We start from the raw sequence: 25025 nt of genomic DNA on the forward strand, positions 1-25025 counted from the left end.
TAATATTTCGGCCACGGAGAAAGTAAAAAGGGCGGAAAAGCGTTTATAAAGAGAACGATTCTATCAGCAAGACTTGCCTTACATGCGACTGACTGCCCTGATCCTTTTGATATTGCCCATTCTGGCCTTTGCCCAATCTGGCCTGCCCGAAACCGAAGACCTTCAGCAACAGCTGTCTGCATCGGATACCGCGCCGGAAGAACGGGCCTGGGCGTACATTCAGCTCGCCCGTCAGCACCTTAGCCCGGACTGCCCCTGCTATCAGCCCGACTCTGCCTATCATTACCTGCGGGAAGGGCAACGGCAGTACCGCAAGCTTAGCAACCGGGAACTGCGCAAAGCCGGGCAACTGGGGTACGATGAGCAGCAGGTCAATCAGTTGAAGCAGGATATACGGGAAGAAGGGCTCAAGTACTATCAGGCCAAGGGAAGCAGCTCAGGTGTCGCCTACTACCTGGACAACTACGGGCGGCTGTCTCACGAACTGCGCACGGAGGGTACGAAACACTTTCTGGAACTCCGCTTCAGGGAACTGCAGAGTGAGAGTCAGTACGATAGCCTGAAGGCATTTGCAGAAACCTTCGCCCCCCAGCTCAAAGAATACCTGCCGTCCCTGCAACCTCAGCTGGAACGCGCCGTATTTGAGGCCTTCTTCACCACTAAGGACAGCACCAACCTCAATGACCTCTTCCGGTTGCTCCGCGATTTCCCCGATGCCGCTCCCCTGCTCGATGCCCCCATCAGCCGGGCACTTTCGGAGTTCCCGCTGATTACAAAAACCGAAAACATCCTCCGCGAAGCCGACCACCGCGACCTGCCCAAGACCGTACGGGTCATCTACCTGTACCACTACTTCACCGGCGACTGGGGCGACCTGATTGGGTTCCAGAACCGCTATCCGTTCTATTCCGATAGCTTTAACCTGAAACGTGCCGTTACAGTGGCTCAGCTTGCCCCCGATCTTGACCTCGGCTTCACGGACGACCGGAAGGATGCTTTTGAGCGGTACATTGAGCTTGGCGCACCCACCCAAAAAGCCTACTTCGCCCTGCAGCAATACATTGCCCGGGATGTGGAAGCTCAAAACTGGGAACGCGCCCTGGCCAAAGTCGAACAGTTTGCAGGCTACTTTGGGGAAAAAGACGAACGCATTCAGCAGTTGCAGCAAATCCTCCGCGCGCCCTCCGAAGGCATTGCGCCCCGCAGCCTGGGCGATACCCTCAACTCCATTGATGGGGAATACGCCCCCGTGCTCAGCGCCGATGGACAGCGGATGTACTTTTGCCGCAACCGCGATGGGGACGAAGACATCTACTTTGCCGATCGCAATCCGATAGGTTGGAATTACCCGCAGCCCATCACCGCCCTCAATACCCAAAGCAGCCACGAAGCGCCCCTCAACATCTCCCCCGATGGCAACACCCTCCTGATGTACGATGGTGGCGTGGTGGAGTATACCGAGCGTACCGTTGACGGGTGGTCGCCCTCGGTGCCCTTCTTTCCGGAAGACCGCCGCCCGGACTGGCAGGGCATGTCTGCCATTACTGCTGATGGGGAAGCGGTGATTTTCGCTGCCCGCTCCATCGATTGCATTGGCGCGCGCAATGAGGACAACATCGACTTATTTGTCGCCTACCGGCAAGCCGACGGGCAATGGGGGCCGCCCATCAATCTGGGCACCACCCTCAATACCCCGTTTGAAGACCGCAGCCCTTTCCTCCATCCCGATCAGCGCACCCTATACTTTAGCTCCGATGGGCATGGTGGTTTTGGGGAGCTCGATGTCTTCGTCACCCGCCGGATTGGTGATGGCTGGACCGAATGGAGCCCACCCGTCAATCTGGGCAAAGACATCAATGGCCCCGGCTATGACTGGGGCTATCGCATCAGCACGGATGGGCGCACCGCCTATTTCTCCGGCTTTGAACCCGGCTGGAAAGAAGAGCTGTATGAAATTGGCGTACCAGAGGCACATCGCCCTATACCGGTCTCCACCGTTACCGGCACCCTCACCCGGCAGTCCGGCGCACCAGCGGAGGCCCTGCTCATCGTCAATGACCTCGAATCCGGGGAGGAAGTCGCCAGGGTACACCCTGACCCGCAGACCGGACAGTACTGTATCACGCTGCCGGTGGGGAAGCGTTACAGCTACACCGTTACCGGCGAAGGGCTCTACCCTATCGGCAACCATATTGATCTGCGGGAGGCGACAGGCACGCTGGAGAGAAAGGAAAATATCACCGTGCCTAGTATTTCCGAAGCCCGGGAAGCCGGGCTGTCCCTGCCGCTCAGGAACCTCTTTTTCGAGACCGACAGCCATACGATTGACCCCGCTTCCCACCCCGAACTCAACCGGCTTGCCCAACTCGTGCAGGATTACGATCTTAAAGTAGAAATCGCCGGCCATACGGATAATCAGGGCGGAGCGGAATACAATAAAGCCCTCTCGCAACGGCGGGCTGATGCTGCTAGAGCTTACCTGCTACAACAAGGCTGTACCCCTGCTCAGGTAGAAGCTACCGGTTATGGCCTAGAGCAGCCTCTTCAGGACAATGCCTCGGCTGAGGGCCGGGCGCAGAACCGGCGGGTGGAGATTCGGTTTCGGGAGTAAGTTTCACTTTTAAATTAGGCGGTTGTGGCACACGAGCGGAGCGACTGATGAAATAAACACCCGCTTAATGCTTAATCTAAAAACGACTTTACCGCCTCAACAAACTCCGATGGCTTTTCCATCCAGGGCAAATGCCCCGCCCCCGGCAAGACCACCAACTGACTATCAGGAATCAGCACCGCGGCCCGCTCTCCGTGGGCAACGGGAAAGAACGCTTCGTCCTCGCCCCAGATGATCAAGGTGGGGACTGGTACGGCTTTCAGCTCCTCATCTGAATACGTTTGTACCGCTTTGCCCCGGCCCAGGAAAAAGGGATAGCGCCCACCAGGCTTTCGGATGACCTCCATAGAATATTGGTGCCAGGCCGGATCCGCCACGAACGGATCTTTCATCACATTACTACCCAGCATACGCCCCCAAAACGGGGTTGGGAACAGCCGGTACAGGATCATCCGGGGAATAATGCGGCGGTCCCATTCATCGCTCATCCCTGCTGTATCTACAAGGATCATTTTACTGATGTATTCGGGAAAGCGCAGGGCAAAGGCGATGCTCACCGAGCCCCCCTGTGAGCTGCCTGCCAGGTAGCAGCGGCTGACACTCAGTATATCCAAAGCCGCTTTCAGCCAATCGGTATAAAACGACTTGCTGTAGTCCGCCCAGGGCTTGTCCGACTCTCCGTAGCCCGGCTTGTCAAAAGCGATGACCCGGAAGTGGCGCGACAGCGGGCCAATGACTTTGTACCAACTTGTGGCCCCGCCCCCAGCACCGTGCAGTAAAATGAGCACCGGCCCATCCCCGGCTTCCAGATAGGAAGTACGGATACCGTTGGCTGTGATGAAGTGGTGCTGCGCCGGCGGGTCGATTAGGCTTAGCAGCCGCTGGAAGGAGGGTGTGGATGGCAATGTGTAAGATTTTTGTAGGATATAACCCCGAGGCTGGGAAATTGGTTGAACAGCTAACTCTTCCTTACTGGTATGCACCACGAAAAGGTTGGTTATCTACTCATCCAAGGCACTGATTACTTTGTATTTTGCTCTGGGGTATGGAAAACGCACCACCTGTAATCCTGTTTAGCACATCACCATTTAACGATTTTCCCCACACCCAGCACCTGCCCGCTCTGCACCACCCGCCAAACATAAACGCCACCTGCCTGCCCGGCCAGCTCCACGCTATTCACCCCAGCCCGCAGCGGCTGACGGTGCACCTGCCGCCCCACCGCATCATACACTTCCAGCCAGGCATCCACCGGTAGCCAGCCGGGGCGTAGGGAAAGGCTGAAGCGCTCCCGGAAAGGATTGGGGAAAGCGGTGGCAGCGACTACTTCCTGTTTTTCCTCTGCCGTGCTGTTGGGCATGGTGAACTCCAGCTCTTTGCACTGTGTGCCGCTGCCATTGGCGTTGCTCACCGTGAGGCAGACCTCATAAGTGCCGTAGCCGGGGAAGGTATGCTGGGGCAGGGTATCTGTGCTCGTACTGCCGTCGCCGAAGTCCCACAGCCACTCAGCCGGCTCGTAGTCGCTCAGGTCATAGAACTGTACTTGAAAAGGCTCCAGCGTATCCTGCTCGTAGCGCCAGCGGGCCAGCGGAATATTGTCGATGCCGAGCGTGTCGCAGGGGCTGCCGTCTATAGGGCCAAGGCGGTAATTGGGCTGGTTGGGGATGGAGAAGGCGTTGAAAGTAGGCAGCTCTATGCCGTGCTGCTCAATGCGGCAGTCGGGGCATTCGGCGTCCGGGTTGTGGATGACGTGCAGGCTGGTAACGCCGTTGTTGGAAGCGATATAGATTTTGCCGTCGGGGGCGAGCTGGCCTTGGAAGAAAGTGGTGGGCAGAAAATCCAGATGGCCGTCGTACTCCGCTACCAAGGTGCGGGTGGCTTCGATGTCTTCGGCCCAGAGATCATATTGATAGAGATTAATAGAAGACATTGTATATAGGTAGCGGGAATTTTTAGAAATAACAGCACCCGGGCCTACCCCGTAGGCAGGATAATTAAATTGCCGGAAATCACTGAGCAAGCCAGTACAGCGGTTAAAATCATATATTGTAGTATATTCCCCATCCTCCAGACTAATACCGTTGAACCGAATGTGTTTAGTTCCATCCGGAGAAAAAAAAGCTTGCCCAACTCCAGAGGGTACCACATCCCCAATTTCTTGTATGCCTTCCAGTCTAATGCCAGAAGGCGTAAGCAAATAACGGTAAAAACGGTTACTATCAAATTCCGGCATAATTATCCACCAATCTCTTCCATTGGCGTGGCGGCAGGCACTAAGCTTACCAATATCTAGGGTGTCGCTCAAAAGCAGTTCTTTGCGTACCACTACAGCCCCTAAGCCTTCGGCACCCGACTGATCAATTTCAGAAAAGTATATATTCTCACCTACCCCAATCATTTGCCCGCCAATCTCATATCTATTGGTCTGTGTGTTGATTAATGCAGCTCGGGAGGAATCTTCTGGAAATGGCAGCATCAAGCCAGATTGAGGATAGAACCAGCCAGCTGAAAAATCTCCATCGAACCATTCGTCTCCATTGAACATTGATACATGTTCTTTATTATATACCCCTTTCCCGTTAAAAGAACAGATGAAGCTCCCCCCCTTGTCACTATAACTAACATTATTCGCATCAAAAAACATACTACCTTTTCCCTCATTTGACGCAATATGCAGTGTTTCATTCTTGAAAGAAAGTATAGACAGTCCGAAAGAGTCATTAACAGGAGTTCCCGGTCCGCCTCCATAGCCTAAAACCCAAGTGTAATCGTGCTTTTGAGAAAGTGCAGGGAGATTTAAGAGAAGATTACAGGCTAGTATCAAAAAGCAAACTTTACTTGTTCTCATGGTCCTTGGATTTATCACCATTTAACAATTTTCCCTACGCCAAGCACCTGCCCCTTTTGCACCACCCGCCATACATACACGCCGCCCGGCTGCCCGGATAACTCCACACTATTCACCCCCGCCCGCAGCGGCTGACGATGCACCTGCCGCCCTACCGCATCGTACACCTCCAGCCAGGCATCCACTGGCAGCCAGCCGGGGCGCAGGGAAAGGCTGAAGCGCTCCCGGAAAGGATTGGGGAAAGCGGTGGCAGCGACTACTTCCTGTTTTTCCTCTGCCGTGCTGTTGGGCATGGTGAACTCCAGCTCTTTGCACTGTGTGCCGCTGCCGTTGGCGTTGCTCACAGTCAGGCAGACTTCGTAGGTGCCGTAACCGGGGAAGCTGTGCTGCGGCAGGGTATCCGTGCTCGTGCTGCCATCGTCAAAGTCCCACAGCCACTCAGTGGGTTCGTAGTCGCTCAGGTCGTAGAACTGCACCAGGAAGGGCTCCAGCGTATCCTGCTCGTAGCGCCAGCGGGCCAGCGGAATATTGTCGATGCCGAGCGTGTCGCAGGGGCTGCCGTCTATGGGGCCCAGGCGGTAATTGGGCTGGTTGGGGATGGAAAAGGAATTGAAGGTAGGCAACTCTATACCGTGCTGCTCGATCCGGCAGTCGGGGCAGCCGGCGTCCGGGTTGTGGATGACGTGCAGGCTGGTGACGCCGTTGGTAGAGCAGATATAGATTTTGCCGTCGGGGGCTAGTTGACCTAAAAAGAATGTGGTAGGGAAAGGGTCCAGGTGTCCATCGTATTCTGCTACTAAAGTGCGAGTGGCTTCGATGTCTTCGGCCCAAAGGTCATATTGGTACAAATCAACGGAAGCCATGACATAAAGATATCGAGAATTTTTAGATATTACTGCACCGCCGCCTGAGCCTTCTTTTTCGTGGTTGCGTTGCCGGAAATTACTAAGAAGACCCGTGCACCGGTCAAAATCGTAAATCGTTACATAATCGCCTACTGTACTGCTGATACCATTATAACGCAAATGCTTGGTGCCATCCGGGGAAAATAAAGCTTGCCCAACTCCAGAGGGTACTAAAGCCCCAATTTCTTGTATGCCTTCCAAGCTAATGCCAGAAGGCGTAAGCAAATAACGGTAAAAACGGTTGCTATCAAATTCCGGCATAATTATCCACCAATCTCTCCCATTGGCGTGGCGGCAGGCACTAAGCTTACCAATATCTACGGTGTCGCTCAAAAGCAGTTCTTTGCGTACCACTACAGCTCCTAAGCCTTCAGCAGCTGACTGATCAATTTCAGAAAAATATATATTTTCACCTACACCAATCATTTGCCCGCCAATCTCATATCTATTGGTCTGTGTGTTGATTAATGCAGCCCGCGAAGGATCTTCTGGAAATGGCAGTATCAAGCCAGATTGAGGATAGGACCAGCCAGCTGAAAAGTCACCATCAAACCAATCTCCTCCCCCTTCCATAACCTCATGATCAGCGTTGTACAAATCTGTTCCGTCGAACGAGCAAAAAAAACTAGCATCACTATCGCTAAAACTTACATTCGTCCCTCTAAAGAGGGCTTCTCCTTCCTGATTGTCACTGATTTGAAGACTTTCCTCCGCAAAGTGCAAAATGGAAAGCCCAAAAGTGTCTTCATCCGGGGACAGATCTCCACCAGCGTAGCCCAAAACCCAAGTGTAATCGTGCTTTTGAGAAAGTATAGGAGCATTGAAGAGAAGATTACAGGCTAGTATCAAAAAGCAAACTTTACTTGTTCTCATGGTCCTTGGATTTATCACCATTTAACAATTTTCCCTACGCCAAGCACCTGCCCCTTTTGCACCACCCGCCATACATACACGCCGCCCGGCTGCCCGGATAACTCCACACTATTCACCCCCGCCCGCAGCGGCTGACGATGCACCTGCCGCCCTACCGCATCGTACACCTCCAGCCAGGCATCCACTGGCAGCCAGCCGGGGCGCAGGGAAAGGCTGAAGCGCTCCCGGAAAGGATTGGGGAAAGCGGTGGCAGCGACTACTTCCTGTTTTTCCTCTGCCGTGCTGTTGGGCATGGTGAATTCCAGCTCCTTGCACTGTGTGCCGCTGCCATTGGCGTTGCTCACCGTGAGGCAGACCTCATAAGTGCCGTAGCCGGGGAAGGTATGCTGGGGCAGGGTATCTGTGCTCGTACTGCCGTCGCCGAAGTCCCACAGCCACTCAGCCGGCTCGTAGTCGCTCAGGTCGTAGAACTGCACCAAGAAGGGCTCCAGCGTATCCTGCTCGTAGCGCCAGCGGGCCAGCGGAATATTGTCGATGCCGAGCGTGTCGCAGGGGCTGCCGTCTATGGGGCCCAGGCGGTAATTGGGCTGGTTTGGGATGGAGAAGGCATTGAAGGTGGGCAGCTCGATGCCGTGCTGCTCGATGCGGCAGTCCGGGCAGTCGGCATCTGGGTTGTGGATGACGTGCAGGCTGGTCACGCCGTTGTTGGAAGCGATATAGATTTTGCCGTCGGGGGCTAGCTGGCCCTGGAAAAATGTGGTGGGCAGAGGATCTAAGTGCCCATCGTAGTCGGCTACCAAAGTCCGGGTGGCTTCGATGTCTTCCGCCCAGAGGTCGTATTGATAGAGCGTGGTGGTGGAAGAAGTATACAAATAGCGGGCGTTTTTTGAAATAAACGCCCCACCTCCACTACCTCCGATCGGATAGTTGAACTGCAGGAAATTGCTGAGCAGACCTGTACAGCGGTCAAAATCGTAGATTGTGGTGAACTCTCCGGCTTGCTCGCTGATACCGTTGAATCGAATATGTTTAGTGCCATCTGGGGAAAACAGGGCTTGCCCAAGCCCCGTAGGAACGGCTTCCCCTATTTCCTGAACCCCTACTAAGTCGATGCCAGAAGGCGTGAGTAAATAGCGGTAATAAAGATTGGAGTTGAAAGCGGGAAGGATGACCCACCAATCCCTTCCGTTGGCGTGGCGGCAGGCCGATAACTTTCCGTAATCAAGAGTATCCGAGAGGAGTAACTCTTTCCTTAATGATACGAATATATCTGCAAGTGCTGTGTCTTGCTTAATCATTGAACTGAATAAGTACTTACCCGTTATCGACAATTCTTCTTCAATTGCCCATAACTCTGTTTCCATATTCAGCAATATGCAATACCCAACATTTCCAGGATGTGGTAAACATAAACTAGCTTGCGGTGCTTTCCATCCCCCATCAAACTGTCCACTATACCAGTTAGCTCCATTAGGCATTAATTCGTATTCTGAGTTATAAACACCCTCTCCTGTGAAATACAACCTTAGACTTGCAGAACCGTCACTAAAACTAACGTTATTGCTTCTAAAGTCTCCCTCACCCTGCTCATTGGCACTTAACTCTAGAGACTCATCCAAGAAACTTAATTTCACCAAACCAAAGGAATCGCCTACAGGCATATTCACTCCACCATCATAGCCGAGTATCCAGTTATAGTCATGCAGCTGGCTATATCCTGGCTCAACTATCCAAAAGCCTAATAGTAGAGGGAGTATATAGCCTAAGTGTGAAACACTAATGTAGACCCTACCAAGTGTAACCTTTATTCCTGTAGTCATTCAGTATTGTTTTAAAAAATCAGGCACGGCTAGACCAAGCTAACCGTGCCTTTAAACAGAGGAATACTATTACTGCTTAATCAATTTTATGGTAGAGGAACTGCCATCCTTTAACTGTAAAGCCAAAAAGTATAACCCCTTACCATAGCCCTCTAAGCTTAGTTCAAAATAACGAGTAGCTTCCTCAAGTGGATATTGGGTTATCAACTGCCCAGCCGCACTATACACTTGAAGCTGTCTAGCATCAGCTGCCCACTGTAAAGTCACTTGCGCTAGGGCTGGATTAGGGAATACCTTTAAATCAGCAACCTGCTCAGAGCGGATCGTAGTATTGCCCGGCTGAGCGATCAGCTGTTTTACACTGCAAAGCAGGCTGTCATTGTAGCTGGTAGATTGGTAGGCAGACAGCACCGCACGGGCGTGCAGCACTCCGGGACCACCAATATCAGGGCATTGGTTGGCGATGCCCTTTAGCGTATCCAACTGTAAGCTGTCCAATACCCAATCCCCTTGGGCTACATTGGAGAGCAGTAATTGATAGACCTGTAATTCCAAATCAGCAGCAAGGAGTGTATCTGAAGCGCCTTGCCCGTAGGCAGTGAGGTCCATTGCATTCAACACAGACGCTTCCTGCCACTGTAGGGCCCACGCCCGGCGGGTAGCCATTGTGACACCCAGTAGGGAATCAAGGTCACGGAACGCTTCGAATAATGCAGCGGAGTCGATGGCTGTAGTCGCATTTTGCAAGTCTTCGTATACCTCATCCAACTCTGCGTACAACATCGTTACACTATCTTGATTGGCAGACCAGGCTTCCTGTTCGGCTAAGGTGAGGGCAAACATGCTGTTGTGCCCCCGCTCCAAGCTATCTAAAATTTCTAATGTCTGTCCGGTCTGATCATTGTAGAAGGTATCTAGCTCAAGGTGTTCAGTGAGTAAACTTGGGTTTTCATTTATTTTTTGGTACAGGCTGCGCTTCCCCCGCCAATCCATGACCGGCTCACTTTCAAACGTGCCCATCAGTAATAGCGAGTCCAGGCGTGTTTTTTCTTCTTCTCCTACGTATAAGCTGCACCCTTCATCTACGGCGCAACTGTCAGCTGCCTGACCTGCGCTAGGAACAAACCATTGCGCCAAAGTTGCGTTAGGTACATCAATGCTGCTAATAGGAGGATATAATATAGTGCCTGGTACACCTTGAACTTCGTATTCTGAATTTGAAACGAAAATTGAGCTGCCCATATGCCGAGCCGAGGCATCACTATAAGTCCCCAGCCACTGATTACCTGGATGCTCTTGCACCCCTATGGCTGTATTGGATTCACAAAGCAGCCCAATATCATGCGTATTCAGCTCATTCTGCCGGATGCTGCCCGGGCTGTTGCCTCTGAAGCGCAGTCCGACTGTATGGCCGTCGGTGCTGTTGCAGCAATAGACTCCTTGAGGGTGATTGATCGCCGTTATGCCCCGGCTATTTGCTTGTCCCGGAGTAATAGCATAATCAATAGTATTGGCAAAGATGACATTGCTTTCGCCTTCTTCCACGAAGATGCCAGAGGGGCCACCTCGGGTGATTAGGATTTGCGTACCAACGTGGTCGATATCATTTTCCTCCACAAAACAAAGACTGCTGCGGTCAAGGTGGATACCATTGCAGCCTATCTCAATGGCTTGTATCGTGTTGGACATGATCTGTGGCTGTTTCAATGAGGACTCGTTACTCAGTCTTATACCCGCCATCAAAGGATAATTCCCTCCATTGATCTGCGTGATAGTATTATCCTTTATATCCAGCACATCTGTTATCGTGCCGTTTTGGTTGAAATAGCCGACACCGTACTGCCGGAATTGTATTGGGTTGTTATCTTTAATATTGATATCGAGCATACCATGCAGATTGGTCATAATAATACCGTCTTGCAAGCTGAAAAACTCTGTCTCTGTAACATCCACTATACAAATCCCCGTATTTTGGACATGAATCCCTCTTACCATATCTTCTATCAGGCCTTTTTCTACCTTGAGTGAGGAGGATTCCTCCCCATCTGAGAAAATGCCAAAACCTGCCAGTTGCTGAAAATCGCCGTTGATGCCAGGGAAGGAAGTTTGTGTAGCATCAAAGTTTCCAATCATACCCTTTATAAAGGGAGCAACGACTGAAATACCGGAATTGAACGTGATGATACCATTTTGGAGGTTCTCGAAATCGTTACCTCTGGGAAGAAAGAAAATCCCTCCAGGCCTTCCAATCTGAAATGACGGGCAATTATTCAAAACGATGCCAGCACGCCCTATGCTGGCTGTACTAATGGGTTGTCCATCGTAAGCAGGCAATAAGCCAAAGGTGCTAGTTCTAAACTCATTCCTGTTCATTGGTGCTACGAATTGCAGAATACCATTTGAACCACTATCTGCTTTGTACAGACCGATATAATTGTCTATAAAATCATTATTGATCAACGTGATGCGGCTTCCATCTACAGCTTCAACAGCGTAAAGTGCATCAGATATGATATTCCCCTGAAACCGTAAGTAGGAACGTATATTCAGCTTGATACCTTTCCAAAGCCTGTCACACCCTTTTACCTCTGAGAAATATACTTGTAAGGTTCTGGCTTCATTAATAGTAAGCTCCACCCCAGGCGCAAAGTACAATTCAGAACCTGATGCGAAGGTGTAATCAAACTCATCCATGAATACATCGCCTTCAAACAGCAGCTTTTGAGGCTGAGCTGCTGCTTGTGCCGGGGGCAATAGGTACCCGTCATTGATTAGAGTGCTAAAGTTACCGGCTGGGACAAGTGTAAATCCACTACCCTCTTCTAAACATGGATATTCAGAAAAACATATTTTCTCGTAAGTGTGTGTAAAAGCACTCTCCACTGGTGGCACTTCGCAGAGGCTATTCTGTAGGCTCGTTTCCAAGTCAAGGGTAAACTCGATGATGCTGCCATCTGCCAGGTCGCTAGCCTCGGTATAAACAATGGTGACTTCCTCGCAGGTGCCCGCTGCAATATTGATAGTCTGTGAGGCGGGTTGTGCAGTGACGGACATATTAGCAGTTGCGTCAATATCCACTGTGATATCTTGGTCGGCGCATATCTCGTAGGTCACGCTTATGGAGTTGCCTTCGTCACATAAATTCGGAGTCGAATTCATAACTTCGACGGAAGGGGGATCAGGAACTATAGCAGCTTCACGAGTAAGCAACACATTATCAATTAAAAGTGCGCCTATGGAGCGGCGAATAGTTTGTCCACCAATATCAATCGCAAAAATGATTTGATCATAGGGAATCTCAGCACATTTATCTATAATATTAAAATTAGACCATTGAGTTGAACTAAAATCCATTACTGAGAAAGTTGCAATTTCCTGAATTTGTAATCCGTTGATTGATGGCATCGGAACAATACAGTTACCAGGAAGAGACCAATTCCCCTGAACTCCATTGGCAATAAAGACCCTTAAATTGAATTGGCTGATATGACTTGCCACTATCTCCCTACGTCCAATAAAACTCAAATTTAGCTGATCCCCAATATTCCCTTGTTGGGCAATCTCAGCAATTACCCCTTCGCCGTCATCAATCAATGGTGTACCAAATGAACCATTACTATACGCTAGATATAAATAATTGACACCATCTGGTGTAGAAAAATTGCTGCGAATCGAGGGTGTACCAAACCATGGCTGCCAATTTGATAAACAACTTGCGTCGACTATGTTACCCCCATCACAAAATGAAGTCGTACAAGAGTGGGTCTCAAACCCTTCCTCAAGTAGTTGACCAAACACAACGTTAATTAGAGACATAGTTAACAGTAAACAGAGCGTAAGAGCGTAAGAGCGTAAGAGCGTAAGAGCGTCATAATATGAAGTTTTAGTTAGATAAGCGGAGCGTTATTGAGATATTAACGCGTTGACAATGCTAAGGTACATTGTTTTTATGGGCAATTGCAATAATTTAACATAAATCGAGCGCACAGGAACGAAACACTTGACCTAATCAGCTATGAACAGGTGGTTCATTCTCTTTATGTTTTAACCTCTCATAGCTAGTCTATACCGATAGCATTAAAAAACTACTGCATGTTTTTCCGCGCAGCTCAGGCTTAGCTTCAATCTTTTGGAGGGGCACATGCCGCACCTACAGCGCGGGGGAACAGCAACACATTGGAGGTTATCCATATTTAGTCCCTACAGGGACTTTGCGCCATTCCAAAACAGGCGGAAAGCACCTCCCGCGTTTTGCTACAGCGTCTGTACCAATTGAATGTAGTTGCCGCAGGTATCGTCCAAAATGGCAAATTTCACCGGCCCCATTTCCGTGGGCTTGACGCTAAACTCCACATCGAGGCCCGTCAGCCGTTCATATTCGGCCTCCACGTCATCGACGTCGAATTGTGTCCAGGGCATCCCGGCATCCTTCAGGGCATCCTGATAGACTTTTGAGGGTTCAAAATGATTAGGCGCAGGCTCCAGCAGCAGTTCCGGACCGTCAGGCCAATCTTTTGAGACCAGCGTCAGCCACCTGTTGCCGCCACCTAAGGGCTCATCCTTCTTTTTGATGAAACCTAATTTATCGGTATAAAATTGCAGGGCTTTTTCCTGGTCCCGGACGAGGATGCTGATTAGGGTGACTTTCATGGCTTAGGTGTTTTTAAATGATGCTTGATTGCGATTGTTTTCGATCTGAATTTAATTCTCACACTCCCAATTTTTTTTCAATTTTAAAAGCAAGAAAATCTTGGATGAGTAAAAGCAAAAAATAAAATTCAAACTCGATGATCTCGGTCTTTACCAGGTGATAAGCCTTGTAAATACCCGCCCACCGGCTTCCAGCCGATAGTAATACCGGCCGGGGCTGAGGTAGAACTCTGAGGGAGCAAAACGCAGCCGATGACTACCCGCTTCCTGATAGTGGTTCCAAAGGGTGCGGGCGGTGGTGCCGTTTTCGTAAAGCAGTACAATGCGCACGGGGCCAGGCTGCCGCACGGCATAATGAATATCAAAAGCCAGACCACCATCCGGGGAAGGCTCGTGGCCCAGTAGCATCCCTGCCTCGTTGGCACCGATTGGCGGGTCAGCAGGGGGCAGCAGGCCATCAAGTGGCTGTAGCCCTTCGCTGTCGAGGAGGTGCTCTGTGACTTCCGGGGGCGTGCACAGCCAGTTCTGCATGACACTGGCGTAAACCGACCGAAAGTCCACCGAAAAGAAAGGATCACCATACTGATCGGTATTGTCCAGGTCAGGTGCTTCGCCCAGGAAATCGCTGCCCAGCCCCTCCCCAAAGAGCAGCATGGGCGCGCCGGTACCGTGATCTGTCCCGGCCGAGCCATTCTCATAAATGGTACGGCCAAACTCGGAGAAACTCATGGTCAGGACATTCTCGCTATGCCCGGAAGCCGCCAGGTCGGCATAAAAAGCTTCCACGCTGCTGCCCACCCAATCCAGGAGGTTGGGGTGGAAATTCGCCTGATTGCTGTGGGTATCAAAACCATCGATGGTAACCATAAAGACCTTGGTACCCAGGCTGCCTTTGATCATCCTGGCAACGATTGCCATCTGCTCGGCGAGGTAGTTGTCAGGATAAGCGACCTGATTGCTGCCATCGTTGTACGCCCGCTGAATGGATTCCGAATAACGAAAGGCGCTGTTCGCTACCTGCCGCACGTACCGCAGTTCGCGCTCGAAAGGCTGATTGCCAAGGTTGCCCGACTCGTAAAGCGTGCCCGTTTGTGCAATCTGATAAAACTCCGCCGGATTGCTGATCGCCAGCGCATAATTAGCCGAATCGCTGCGGAAGATCATATTGGGCTGCACCCCAATCTGCAGGGCAGGCGGGATAACCGGAGGGGCGCTCAGAAAGGCAGGCAGGTCCTGTTCCAGCCAACGCCCCATCCAACCGGTATTGACCACCTCACTGCTATCGGAGGCGGAGGCCCAGATATCGGAGGAGCGGAAGTGGGAATAATTTTGCTGAGGATAGCTGACGTTGTGCACCACCTTCATGCGCCCCTCTTCCCAAAAGGGCTGTAGCCCGAGTAGTTCGTTCGGCATGCCGTAATCGTCGGACAGCGCCCAAAGGCCATTTTCGGGTACGGCAAGGGTGGGCCGGATATTGTAATAAGTGTCATTGCCACGAAGGATGACCGTATTCAGCCCATCATTGCCCCCTTTTAGGCGCAGCAGTACCAGCACGCGGTCGCCGCAGTTCGTATTCGACAAGCCCGCCAGTATAGGCCCGGGTGCAAAGGCGCTCACCGGGTAACCACTCAGCGTCAGGGCACCGCCCAGGGCAGCCAGGCCGGTCATTTTCAGGAAATCCCGCCGGCCCCATTCCTGATGCATATTTTCATGGGCTTCGCCATCCTGCAAACGGGTGCCTTTTTTGCGCTCCAGGTAGCGTTTAGCCTTGGGGTGGTAAGTATCGTGGTGATCGTGCTTTGCCATTATTCAGAGGTTAGTTGAGCTGCCATTCCGGGAGGCGGACCAGGTGAACAAATAGGTTGACAATCTGCCAGGGCACAGCACCGTAGTACAGGCTCCAGGTACCGTCCTCAAAGTAATTATCGGGCACATCGCCTTTGAAGTAGAGCGTAGCCACTTCCAGCAGGCGGTCTTCGAGCGGGCGGTTCAAAAAGAAAGTCGCCAGCGATTGCGTAATGACCGCCGGGTCGGTTTCCTCCAGCCCCACCCGCTCGATAGCCATATCGCGCAGGCGGTCGAGGAACGCCTGTGAACCGGTCATGCTGTACAGCACATTCTCACACCCTGACCACCGCGCGGTAAGGGTATTCTCTGTCAGCCAGCTGTGGTGCTCCGGCCAGCCCGCTACGTCCACCGGGTTGAAGACTTCCTGCCCGAGATTGCCCGCCAGAAAAGTGAGGTACCCAACGAGGTCCTCATTGTAATCTTCTTCCCAAATGCCGCCCGTCCTGCGAATGACACCAACCAGGGCTTCCAGCGGGCTGCGCACCCGGGCATTGATGAAGCGCTGCTCGTAAAAATGCTCGCTGTGGAAAAGCTGCCGCAGCACGGGCATGATTTCCCAGTTGTTGTCCCGGAAGGTCTGCGCCAGACCCTCAACAATGACCGGGTCGGGCTCTTCATAGACATAAAAGCGATAAAGCTTGCTGCAGATGTAATTGGCGACCTCCTGCGAGCGCAGCGTAAAGATAAGCTCGTGCACATCGTCGTACCCCCAGTTGCCCGCATGCCCAAAGATCGTTTTGGAGGTATTGTCGTACAGGTTAGGATCAAAATTAACGGTAGGGTCACAGGAATACATATTCACCCGCCAGCCGGTCAGGGCGCGGGCTACTTCCACGATATCGTTTTGGGTATAGCCATTGCCCTCGCCCATCGTGAAGAGCTCCATGAGTTCGCGGGCGTAGTTTTCGTTAGGCTGCTCTGCGATATTTTGATTCCCATTGAGGAAGGTGAGCATCGCCGGATTAACGCCCATTTCTTCCACGAAAGTGCGGAAATTGCCAAACGCCCGCCGGTGCAGCAAGTCGTAATAATGCCACATGAAGGAGTTGCAGGCATAGTCGTTTTCACGGGTCACAAAGTGGTTGTGCCAGAACAGTGCCAGCTTAGCCCGAACGCTCTCGGTAGCCATTTCCCGGATCCATCGGCGGAAGAAGGCGCTCTTGACTTCAAAATAGGTCTGCATATCATCATCCGGGTAATCGTCGTAAGCCCAGTTGGCCCAATAGGGGGCGTCGGGATCGGGCAGGTTGGCGGCCTCATCGAGCAGTTGGTCGGCCAGCGCCTGAGGCGAAAGCGACAGCCCGGCAGTGACCGTGTTATGAGCGGCTCCGAACCCGAGGCGGGCATAAAGATGCTGCACCCGCTGTTCGTTCCAGGGCTTTTCCGCACTCGGCTGATAGGGCGCTAATGAATCTGGCATAGTGGCTGGTATTGAATCGCAATTCCTAAAATTAGCAAAAACCCAACAATTATTTTGTAACTTTCATGGAGCAAATTATCTGAACCTTGAAGACGTACATCTTACCTTTATTCCTATTGCTGCTTTCCACAGCAGCAACCACTGCTCAGGAGCTGCTTTTTGAAGAGGACTTCAATAGCTGCGGCCTGAGCAGCAACTGGACGGTCAACCTCACCGGCAACCCGGATGCGGCCTGGTCCGTTGGCCTGCCCGAAAATGAAAACAGCGATGGCAGCAGTATCGACGGCAGCTGTATGCTGATCATGGACGATGACGCTACGGGTGAGAACAGCCCCGCCTGGACGCTGCAACTGGAATCCCAGCCGTTCGATGCCACCGGCTGGTCGCGGGTAACCCTCTACGCTGATGTCCACTTCCGGAATTACGACGGGCTCGATGCTTTTGACCTCCTGGCTTTCGATGGCAATGAATGGCAATTGCTCCGCCGCTTTCAGGGCGTGGAAGGGCAGACCGGGACGCAATTTTCAGCATTCCTTCCAGTTGAAATCGACCTCACTTTCTTTGCACACGAGACCTTACAAATTGCCGTCCGCTACGACGATGGGGGCACCTGGGGCTGGTGGGCCGGCATCGACAACATCCGGGTGGAAGGCACCGGCAGCGGCACCCCTGTCCTTCTGGAAACCTTCAACGAATGCGCCCTGCCCGATGGCTGGCTCAATGAAACCCTAAGTGGGCCGGCGGGATGGTCGTTCGGAATGGTGGATAACGAAAATGCCGGCGCCAACAACAGCATCAACGGCTCCTGCATGGCGTTTTTTGATGACGATGGACTGGGCGAAGATGCCCCCTTTTCCAAAGCTCTCCTGCTCAGCCCGGTCATTAACGGGCTGGAATTCTCAGAATACCGCCTCGAATTCGATGCCGTCATCCGGCAGTACACGGACCTGGAAAGCCTTTCGGTGGGCCTGCGGGATGAAGCGACCGGCGAGACAGCCTGGGCACAAGCCTATCTCGAAGATCAGGGCGGTCCGCTGTTCGACAATTCCGTTCAGCTGGTGGTCGACCTGTCCGAGTACCGTAGCCCACAGATGCGCCTCGCCTTCCTCTACGACGATGGCAACGGCTGGGGCTGGTGGGCCGCGCTGGACAATATCAAACTGATTGGCGAAGGCAGCACCAATGACCTTTGCGAGAACGCCATTGCATTAGAACTAGACGCCCCCTGCACGCCCGGCAATAATCAGGGCAGCGTCTACACCGGACCCGATGCCTGTACCCCGCCCGGCGCAGGCAGCCTTTGGTACCAATACACCGCAGCGGGCAGTCAGTGGGTACACCTGCGCACTTTCGCCGGGTACAACGATGCGGTCACCATCTTCACCGGCGATTGCACCTCCCCGGAAGTGCTCACCTGCACCGATTACGATGCACATGGCTTTACCGGAGAAGACTTGTACTTTGAAGCCGAAGCAGGCACAACTTACTTTATTAGGGTTCATGGCCAGCGCGCTGAGTTTGGGGTACCGCGCGGTGCCCACTGCATCCAACTGTCCAGCGATGGGCCGCCCCCTACCCCTCCTGCCAATGATGACTGCGCCAATGCCTTACCGCTGGAAGCCGATGGTAATTGTGTGTCCGGCAATAATTACCACGCGACCTTTGAAGGGCCGGTCCCAAGCAGAAACAACAAAGCACAGGCTGACATCTGGTTCCGCTTTACCCCGGAAGATGGAACGCCTTTGCGCATCCAATCCCAGGCCGACTTCGCCGATGTGCTCACCGTCTACCGGGGCAGTTGCGGAGCGCTGGAAGAGGTCGCCTGCAATGAACTGGGGCAGGAGCTCCTCCTCGAAGCCCCCGAAGCCGGCACGACCTATTACCTGCAGCTCAGCGGGTTCTTCGCTACGCTGGAAGGCACCTGCTGCTTAAAAATCGAAGCTGCCCCTGAGGAACCACCGGCAAATGTCCTGTGCGGCACCGCCATTGAACTGGAGCTGGGTGATGATTGCACGGCCGTACAACCCACCGGAGCAGGCTTTTCCGGTCCTTTGTCCTCCTGCGCACTCGGGCAGTCTGATGCCGTTTGGTACACCTTCACCGCACCCGGCAGTGGCTCGGTGGCTTTTGAGCTGGAGAGCGATTTTGTAGCCACACTAAGCGTTTTCAGCGGCAGCTGTGCCAACCTCGAAGAAATTTTCTGCGCCACGGCCCCCGATGCCTGCACCCATACCAATCGCCTCAGCGGGCTTACCCCTGGTCAGCAGTACTTCCTGCGCCTCGGGGTCAACAGCAGCCTCACAGGCTGGGCGGGAGCAGGTACGGCTTGTCTGCGGGTGGACGAAGCAAGCGGGGCACCTAATGCCGGTCCCCTGTCGCTTTTCGCCAACCTGGAATGCTTTGGCAACGGGCGTGCCCTCCTGCTACTGGAAGCTACCGGTGGCTCCGGCGGTTATACCTTTACCGGCATTTCTGATGGCAGCCTGCTTGACGATGGCATGGCTTACTTCGCGGAGGTAACGGATGAGGCCGGATGCAGTGCCGTGATTTCCGGAACCATCAACTGCCCCGCTACCTGCCCTCTGGATGTGGAGATAGAAATTCTGGAAGAAAACGACTGCCCCAACGACTTCAACGCTGTCCTGCAGGTGGCGGCATTGGGTGGTTCCGACAGCCTGCGTTATACCTGGCAAAACGGATATGACGGCCCGCTGCTCACTCAGGCTATGAACGGCAGCTACCGGGTGACGGTCACCGATCTGACCAACAACTGCTCGGCCATAGCAGCCTACGAAATAGGAGCGATTGCACCAATTGCCGTGGAAGTCCTGGAACTCAGCCCGCCATCCTCCGGCGGTATGGATGGCAGCATTTCGGTGGCCGTTAGCGGCGGCACCCCGCCTTATCTGTACGAGTGGTCCCTCGATGGCGCCTTCGTTTCCAATGCTGCCAATCCACAAAACCTAAGTGCGGGCGCTTACCAGTTGCACATTACGGATGCCAATGGCTGTACCTTCAGCGCTGAGGATATTGAACTGGGTACGCCTTCCACCACCCTTTCGGAACCTATGCATGCCCGCATCAACGTTTATCCCAACCCGAACCGCGGCCTCTTCTACGTAGATGCGGAGGATTTACCCGCTCCCGTCACTCACCTGGAAGTGTACACTGCTTCCGGGCAGTTGGTCCGGCGGGTGGACATAGGCGCTAACTGGCAACCGCCCTATGCCGTTGACCTGTCGGGCAGCAGCACGGGGCTGTACCTGCTCCGGGTGTTTACCGAAGCAGGCATAGCTCAACGAAGGGTAATAGTGGGGCGGTAGATTTTGATTACCGCACTATTGTAATTGGCAGCGCCTCACCAGTCTCCGTGCGCACCCAGTACAGGCCTGTGGGCAGTGCCGAGACATCCACAGAGGTCACCTTAGTATCCAATGCTATAGTTTGAAGCCATTGCCCTGTGCCAATGTACAATTGCAAACGCTGTGTCAATGATTGCCCGTGGGCCCTAATCCAAATACGATCACGGGCCGGATTTGGAAACAGCGTAATTTCATCGCTCAGGGAAAGACCTGTTGACCCACTGCTGATCAGCACCACCTCCTCACAATAAGTATGCTCCCCCCAGTCATTAGCCGCTGTGAGACAAACCGTATAGGTACCGGGTGCTGCATAAATGTGCTCCGGGTGCTGCGCTGTACTGCCTTGCCCATCGCCGAAGTCCCAAACCCAGCTCGTAGGGGTATTGTTGGAGACATCCGTGAAGACAACCTGTAGCTCGGCCGTTTCGTAGGCAAAAGCGGCCGCAGGCGTGAAGTCCGGCAGTTCGGATACCATCACATTTTGAACGTTGTTGGTGATGATAGGCGGATTGAAGTCGAAGTAAATGCCAGCGGTATTCTCAACTAGGGTATTTTCGTCCAGCCCGGGCAGGGCTTCGATTTCAAACTGCACAAAGCCGTGGCTTTCCGGTTCATTGGTGGTGCTGTCGGGCAGCAGGATGTCCCGGAAGTGAAATTCCAAACGGCCATCTTCGTACAGTACGGCCTCGTAGGGATGGCTGCTGCTGCCTGGCACAAAGGTGGCCCAGTCGAGGTCTTCCGATAGCTGATCGCGCAGAACCACATTGAAGGCGGTATCGGTGCCCGTATTCTGAAAACGGATGGTGTACAGCAGGGGCTCCTCAAACAGGGTATAGTTTTGAGTAAAAGGCGGTTGTTCCGAACGCGCCGGGTGCACCTGCTTATCGTTGGGATCGTACGCACAGTTGATGATGGAAGTGAACCCAAAAGTCTCTGCGGGCAGGGGTTCACCTATGGCATTATAGGGCACTACGCCCACCTGAATATCCAGGGGCGAACCGATAAATTCCACCCCGGCAATGACCATGTTCAACGCTACGGAGCGGCTCTCCCCCGGCTGCAAACCTTCAAAGTCCCAGAACAGGGTATCGCCTGACGACTGAGCGGGCACGGGCGTCGCTTCCACCAATTCGGCCAGCTCATTGAGGACCAGATAAGCCTGCCCATCGAAGGGCCAACAGCCATCATTGGTGTAATTGAGCCAAAAGGGCACGGTAAAGCCGCAGCGGGTGGGCGCAGAGGCCAGCGTTATGCCTGCTTCGGGCTCCTCGGTATTCGGGCTTACACCAAATTCCAGGCTGTCAATGGCCGTGCCATCGAAGGTGATTTCGTAGCTCTCGGGGGTGGTGGTTAGGGCCCAGCACTCTTCGAGCTGGGGGCTGATGTTGTAGGTGCCTTCTGCCCCGTAAACGGTAAACCGCCCTTCCTCATCTGTGAAGACCGCCAGTGCCTCAGGCTCTATCGTGATTGGGAAGCGGTCGAGGAGGACCTCCTGTGTGTCGCGCTGCCCATTGGCATTGATATCAAAGAAAACCTGCCCGGAAACGCCCACGTCGTTGGCCAGATTATAAGACACAATGATACGATCGATACCGCCATTCGGAGGGCTCTCTGCATTACCTACAATATCCAGGTCCCCATCGCCATCCATATCTGCCAGTTCGAAGCCGCGAACCGCAATAGCTGCGTTTGGGATGGGCAAAGGGGGCAAAAAATCACCATTGCCCTGCCCTTTCAACCACTGCATGGGAAAGTCCTGATACCCTGAAGTCACAATATCCTGCACCCCATCACCGTCGTAATCCGTCAGTGTGAATTTTTCCATAGCCGGGCCACCAACGTAGATATCCTGCTGCGCCCCCAAATAGCCGCCCCCTGTACCTGGCCACCAGGCGATCCGGTCCTCTCCCCCAAAGCTGTTATCCGCAGAAACGATGATGTCCATTAAGCCGTCCTCGTTCAAATCAGCGGCCTGTGCATAGAGCGCCGTTGTTATGTTCGTGGTCAGGGTATGAAGGTTATAAAAATCCCCTCCTCCCAAATTAATCCGGTAATCGATCACCGGGTCTTCGCCTTTGCAGACAACGAGGTCGGTAAGCCCGTCGCCGTTTAGGTCCGCAGGAAGGACATCCAGTACCCCTTCCACTTCTTCCCAAAGAAGGACGTAGTCGCCCCAACTACTGCCATGATTTGGCACCCAGCCTACGTAACCGGTAGGCTGGCCATTGTGGCTCGGAGAGGCCCAGAGCATATCGAGGTCGCCGTCGCCGTCCATATCTGCCATCTGAAGGTCCCGCTTGAAAAAATAGCCGCTCTCGAAAGGAGGCGTTTCGGTAAAGGTGCCATCCGTATTGTTGATGTAAACGCAAAACATGCTTTGGTTAGTCGCATTGTCCTGCACACTGCCTGCGAGGACATCCGGCCAGCCGTCGTTGTTGTAATCAAAAACAGCAATACTGGCAGGTTCATAGTTATGCCTCCTTGCAATCAGCCTGGGCTGCGAATACCTCTGACCTTCGTTTCTAACCCAAACCAGGGCATCGCTGCCGCCAGAGCCCACGACAATATCTGGCCGGCCATCCTGGTCAACATCAGCTACTACAGGGAGACCAACCTGGTATACACCAAGTTCTACGAGTGCGGGCGGGGCAAACGCTCCATTGCCTTCAGAAGCCAGCCAAAGCAGGGCCTCCTTTGGAGGGGCTGAGCTGTTAATTCCGTAAAGGATATCCGGGAAACCATCCCCGTTGAGGTCGGGCAGGTCAAGAAAGCGCTGATAAGCGGCATAATCCTGTAGCTTGATGTCAGGCCCGAAGTGTCCGGTACCATCGTTCTGGAGCCACCCCACTTCGCCGTAGCGGTGGCAGGAAGCAAGGTCAAGATCCCCGTCACCATCCATATCCGCCGTTTGCACATAGTAGCTACCGTAGGCGGGCAGCAGGGTATCCGGGGCCGAAAAAGCACCGCCCCCCAGATTGCGGAAAAGGGTCAGCCCGGCACCGCCTTCGTCTTCAATGCGGTTGGAACAAACGATGTCCGGCAGGTCATCCCCATCAAAGTCTCCGGTAACGACCGAATTAGGGCCTAAATGGGTATCATTAATGACCTGAAAATCAGCAAAAGTGCCATTGCCCAGGTTCTCATGCCAGCAGAGGCGATGGTCAGAATGAGCGGCGACCACAACGTCCTGATCACCATCTCCATCCAGGTCTTCTGCATGAACGCTGTTGGCACTATTATGATCAGCGCTAAGGAGCTGAGCATCGCCGAAGGTGCCGTCACCCTGCCCGGGCAGCCAGGATACGCCCTGAGATTCTCCGACAAGAGCATCCGTCTGACCGTCACCATTGAGGTCGGCAAGGTAAAGGTCTGTCACTAGCCCGGCGTCGTAAATGATCGTGGGCGGCCCGAAGGTACCATTGCCATTATTGAAGTGAATCCCAAAACCTGCCTGGTAGGAAGCAAAAAGTAAGTCTTCGTCCCCGTCGCTATCTATATCGAAGCTGGTCAGGGAGCGGTAAAGCCGGTCCGTAAAGTCAATGGGGTTTTGATGGCCGAAGGTGCCATCCTCAAGCTGCGGGAGCCAAAACAGGCGCTTATCTGTAGCACAAATAACATCGGTGCGGCCGTCGCCATTTACATCTGAGCCTATGCTGAACTGAACGTTCCCTACTTCGTCAAAGAGATCAATGGCAGGCGCATACTGGGCATTAAGCCCTGCAGTAAAAAACAGGCTTACTACTACTAACTGGAGTTTATTCATCGTTCGTTTTGGTTTAGCACAGCAAGGTACGGCTTTTGGCAGATACACCATGGCAAGGCCAATCAAAGTGTTTTGAAAATTTGATTGGGACTTCACCTCAGCTGCTATCAGGCTAATAAAAAAGCTGGTCTGATAAAAGAAAACCGCAATGCTGACTGATGGGCGCACTGGCAGGCGCAACCCTTGATGAGCCCCTAAGCTGGGAATGGCCCTTTTGCCTACCGGTCCCGCCACTGATTGGCAAACATCTGCCATACCTCATCCTTATTCACCGGATTGGCAGTGATGGTGACCGGCTCATTGCGCACCGGGTGGACAAAGGAAATGGACCGGCAGTGCAGGTGAATGGAGCCATCTTTATTGGGTGCAGGGGCACCGTATTTCACATCCCCCCGGATAGAGCAGCCAAGTCGGGCCAGCTGTACGCGGATTTGGTGAGGGCGACCGGTCAGTGGGTTGACCCTGATCAAGTGATGGTTGCCCACTTCAGCGATCAGCTCGTAGTCGAGCTCGGACTTCTTAGCGTCCTTATTGCGGGGGCGAACGGAGGCATGGGCTACGTTGCGGGTACGGTCTTTATCGATGTAGTGGACCAGGTGCCCGGATAACGGGTCCGGCCGCTCTTCGGTTATGGCCCAGTAGGTTTTCTGAATTTCGCGTTTCTGGAACAGGGCGTTCATACGGGCAAGCGCCTTGCTGGTACGGGCGTAAATTACGACCCCGCTCACCGGACGGTCGAGCCGGTGGATGGTGCCCAGGAAAACAGCACCTGGCTTGTTGTAGCGGTCAGCAATATACTGCTTCACAAACTCGCTCATGGGCTTGTCCTCTGTAATATCCCCCTGCACGAGCATGCCCGCCGGCTTATTGACCGCGATCAAATGATTGTCTTCAAAAAGTATTTGTAGTCCTTGCATAACGCTGG

The 25025-nt window shown here is 53.2% G+C and carries 12 protein-coding genes; 2 read left to right on the forward strand and 10 right to left on the reverse strand.

Annotated elements, in window-relative coordinates:
• Nucleotides 1–82 precede the first annotated feature (82 nt).
• On the forward strand, nucleotides 83–2611 hold the full coding sequence (locus IX84_RS28410) for an OmpA family protein (protein ID WP_152605284.1): 2529 nt from the start codon (nucleotides 83–85) through the stop codon (nucleotides 2609–2611).
• A gap of 71 nt (nucleotides 2612–2682) precedes the next feature.
• Here IX84_RS28410 and IX84_RS28415 read toward each other — a convergent pair whose 3' ends face one another.
• The 8 genes from IX84_RS28415 to IX84_RS28450 all read right to left on the reverse strand — a co-directional run bounded on the left by IX84_RS28415 (nucleotide 2683) and on the right by IX84_RS28450 (nucleotide 16975).
• Nucleotides 2683–3516, reverse strand: coding sequence for an alpha/beta fold hydrolase (locus IX84_RS28415; RefSeq protein ID WP_044229407.1), 834 nt, complete (start codon nucleotides 3514–3516; stop codon nucleotides 2683–2685).
• Nucleotides 3517–3692: 176 nt separating this feature from the next.
• Nucleotides 3693–5156 carry a PKD domain-containing protein gene (locus IX84_RS28420; protein WP_202965309.1) on the reverse strand — a complete coding sequence of 488 codons (1464 nt, stop codon included), beginning with the start codon at nucleotides 5154–5156 and terminating at the stop codon, nucleotides 3693–3695.
• 317 nt (nucleotides 5157–5473) lie between these two features.
• Nucleotides 5474–7237 carry a PKD domain-containing protein gene (locus IX84_RS28425; protein ID WP_160213983.1) on the reverse strand — a complete coding sequence of 588 codons (1764 nt, stop codon included), beginning with the start codon at nucleotides 7235–7237 and terminating at the stop codon, nucleotides 5474–5476.
• A 14-nt stretch (nucleotides 7238–7251) separates the two neighbouring features.
• A complete protein-coding gene (locus IX84_RS28430; RefSeq protein WP_044229416.1) occupies nucleotides 7252–8601 on the reverse strand; it encodes a PKD domain-containing protein in 1350 nt (449 codons plus the stop codon).
• 525 nt (nucleotides 8602–9126) lie between these two features.
• Nucleotides 9127–12873 (reverse strand): T9SS type A sorting domain-containing protein, encoded by a 3747-nt coding sequence (locus tag IX84_RS28435; protein WP_081969002.1) that lies wholly within the window; start codon nucleotides 12871–12873, stop codon nucleotides 9127–9129.
• 438 nt (nucleotides 12874–13311) lie between these two features.
• Nucleotides 13312–13707: a VOC family protein gene (locus IX84_RS28440; RefSeq protein WP_044229426.1), complete on the reverse strand. Its 396-nt coding sequence runs from the start codon at nucleotides 13705–13707 to the stop codon at nucleotides 13312–13314.
• Nucleotides 13708–13857: 150 nt separating this feature from the next.
• A complete protein-coding gene (locus IX84_RS28445) occupies nucleotides 13858–15513 on the reverse strand; it encodes a DUF1501 domain-containing protein (RefSeq protein WP_052516489.1) in 1656 nt (551 codons plus the stop codon).
• 10 nt (nucleotides 15514–15523) lie between these two features.
• On the reverse strand, nucleotides 15524–16975 hold the full coding sequence (locus IX84_RS28450; RefSeq protein WP_044229429.1) for a DUF1800 domain-containing protein: 1452 nt from the start codon (nucleotides 16973–16975) through the stop codon (nucleotides 15524–15526).
• Between the two features lie 86 nt (nucleotides 16976–17061).
• Between IX84_RS28450 and IX84_RS28455 the strand changes: the two genes are divergently transcribed.
• Nucleotides 17062–20298, forward strand: a complete 3237-nt coding sequence (locus IX84_RS28455) for a T9SS type A sorting domain-containing protein (protein WP_044229436.1) — start codon at nucleotides 17062–17064, stop codon at nucleotides 20296–20298.
• 7 nt (nucleotides 20299–20305) lie between these two features.
• Here IX84_RS28455 and IX84_RS28460 read toward each other — a convergent pair whose 3' ends face one another.
• Nucleotides 20306–24100 carry an FG-GAP-like repeat-containing protein gene (locus IX84_RS28460; RefSeq protein ID WP_160213985.1) on the reverse strand — a complete coding sequence of 1265 codons (3795 nt, stop codon included), beginning with the start codon at nucleotides 24098–24100 and terminating at the stop codon, nucleotides 20306–20308.
• A 218-nt stretch (nucleotides 24101–24318) separates the two neighbouring features.
• Entirely contained in the window at nucleotides 24319–25017 is a 699-nt protein-coding gene (locus tag IX84_RS28465) for an RluA family pseudouridine synthase (RefSeq protein ID WP_044229441.1), read from the reverse strand.
• Nucleotides 25018–25025: the final 8 nt, after the last annotated feature.

It is taken from the genome of Phaeodactylibacter xiamenensis (assembly GCF_000759025.1).
Lineage (GTDB): Bacteria > Bacteroidota > Bacteroidia > Chitinophagales > Saprospiraceae > Phaeodactylibacter > Phaeodactylibacter xiamenensis.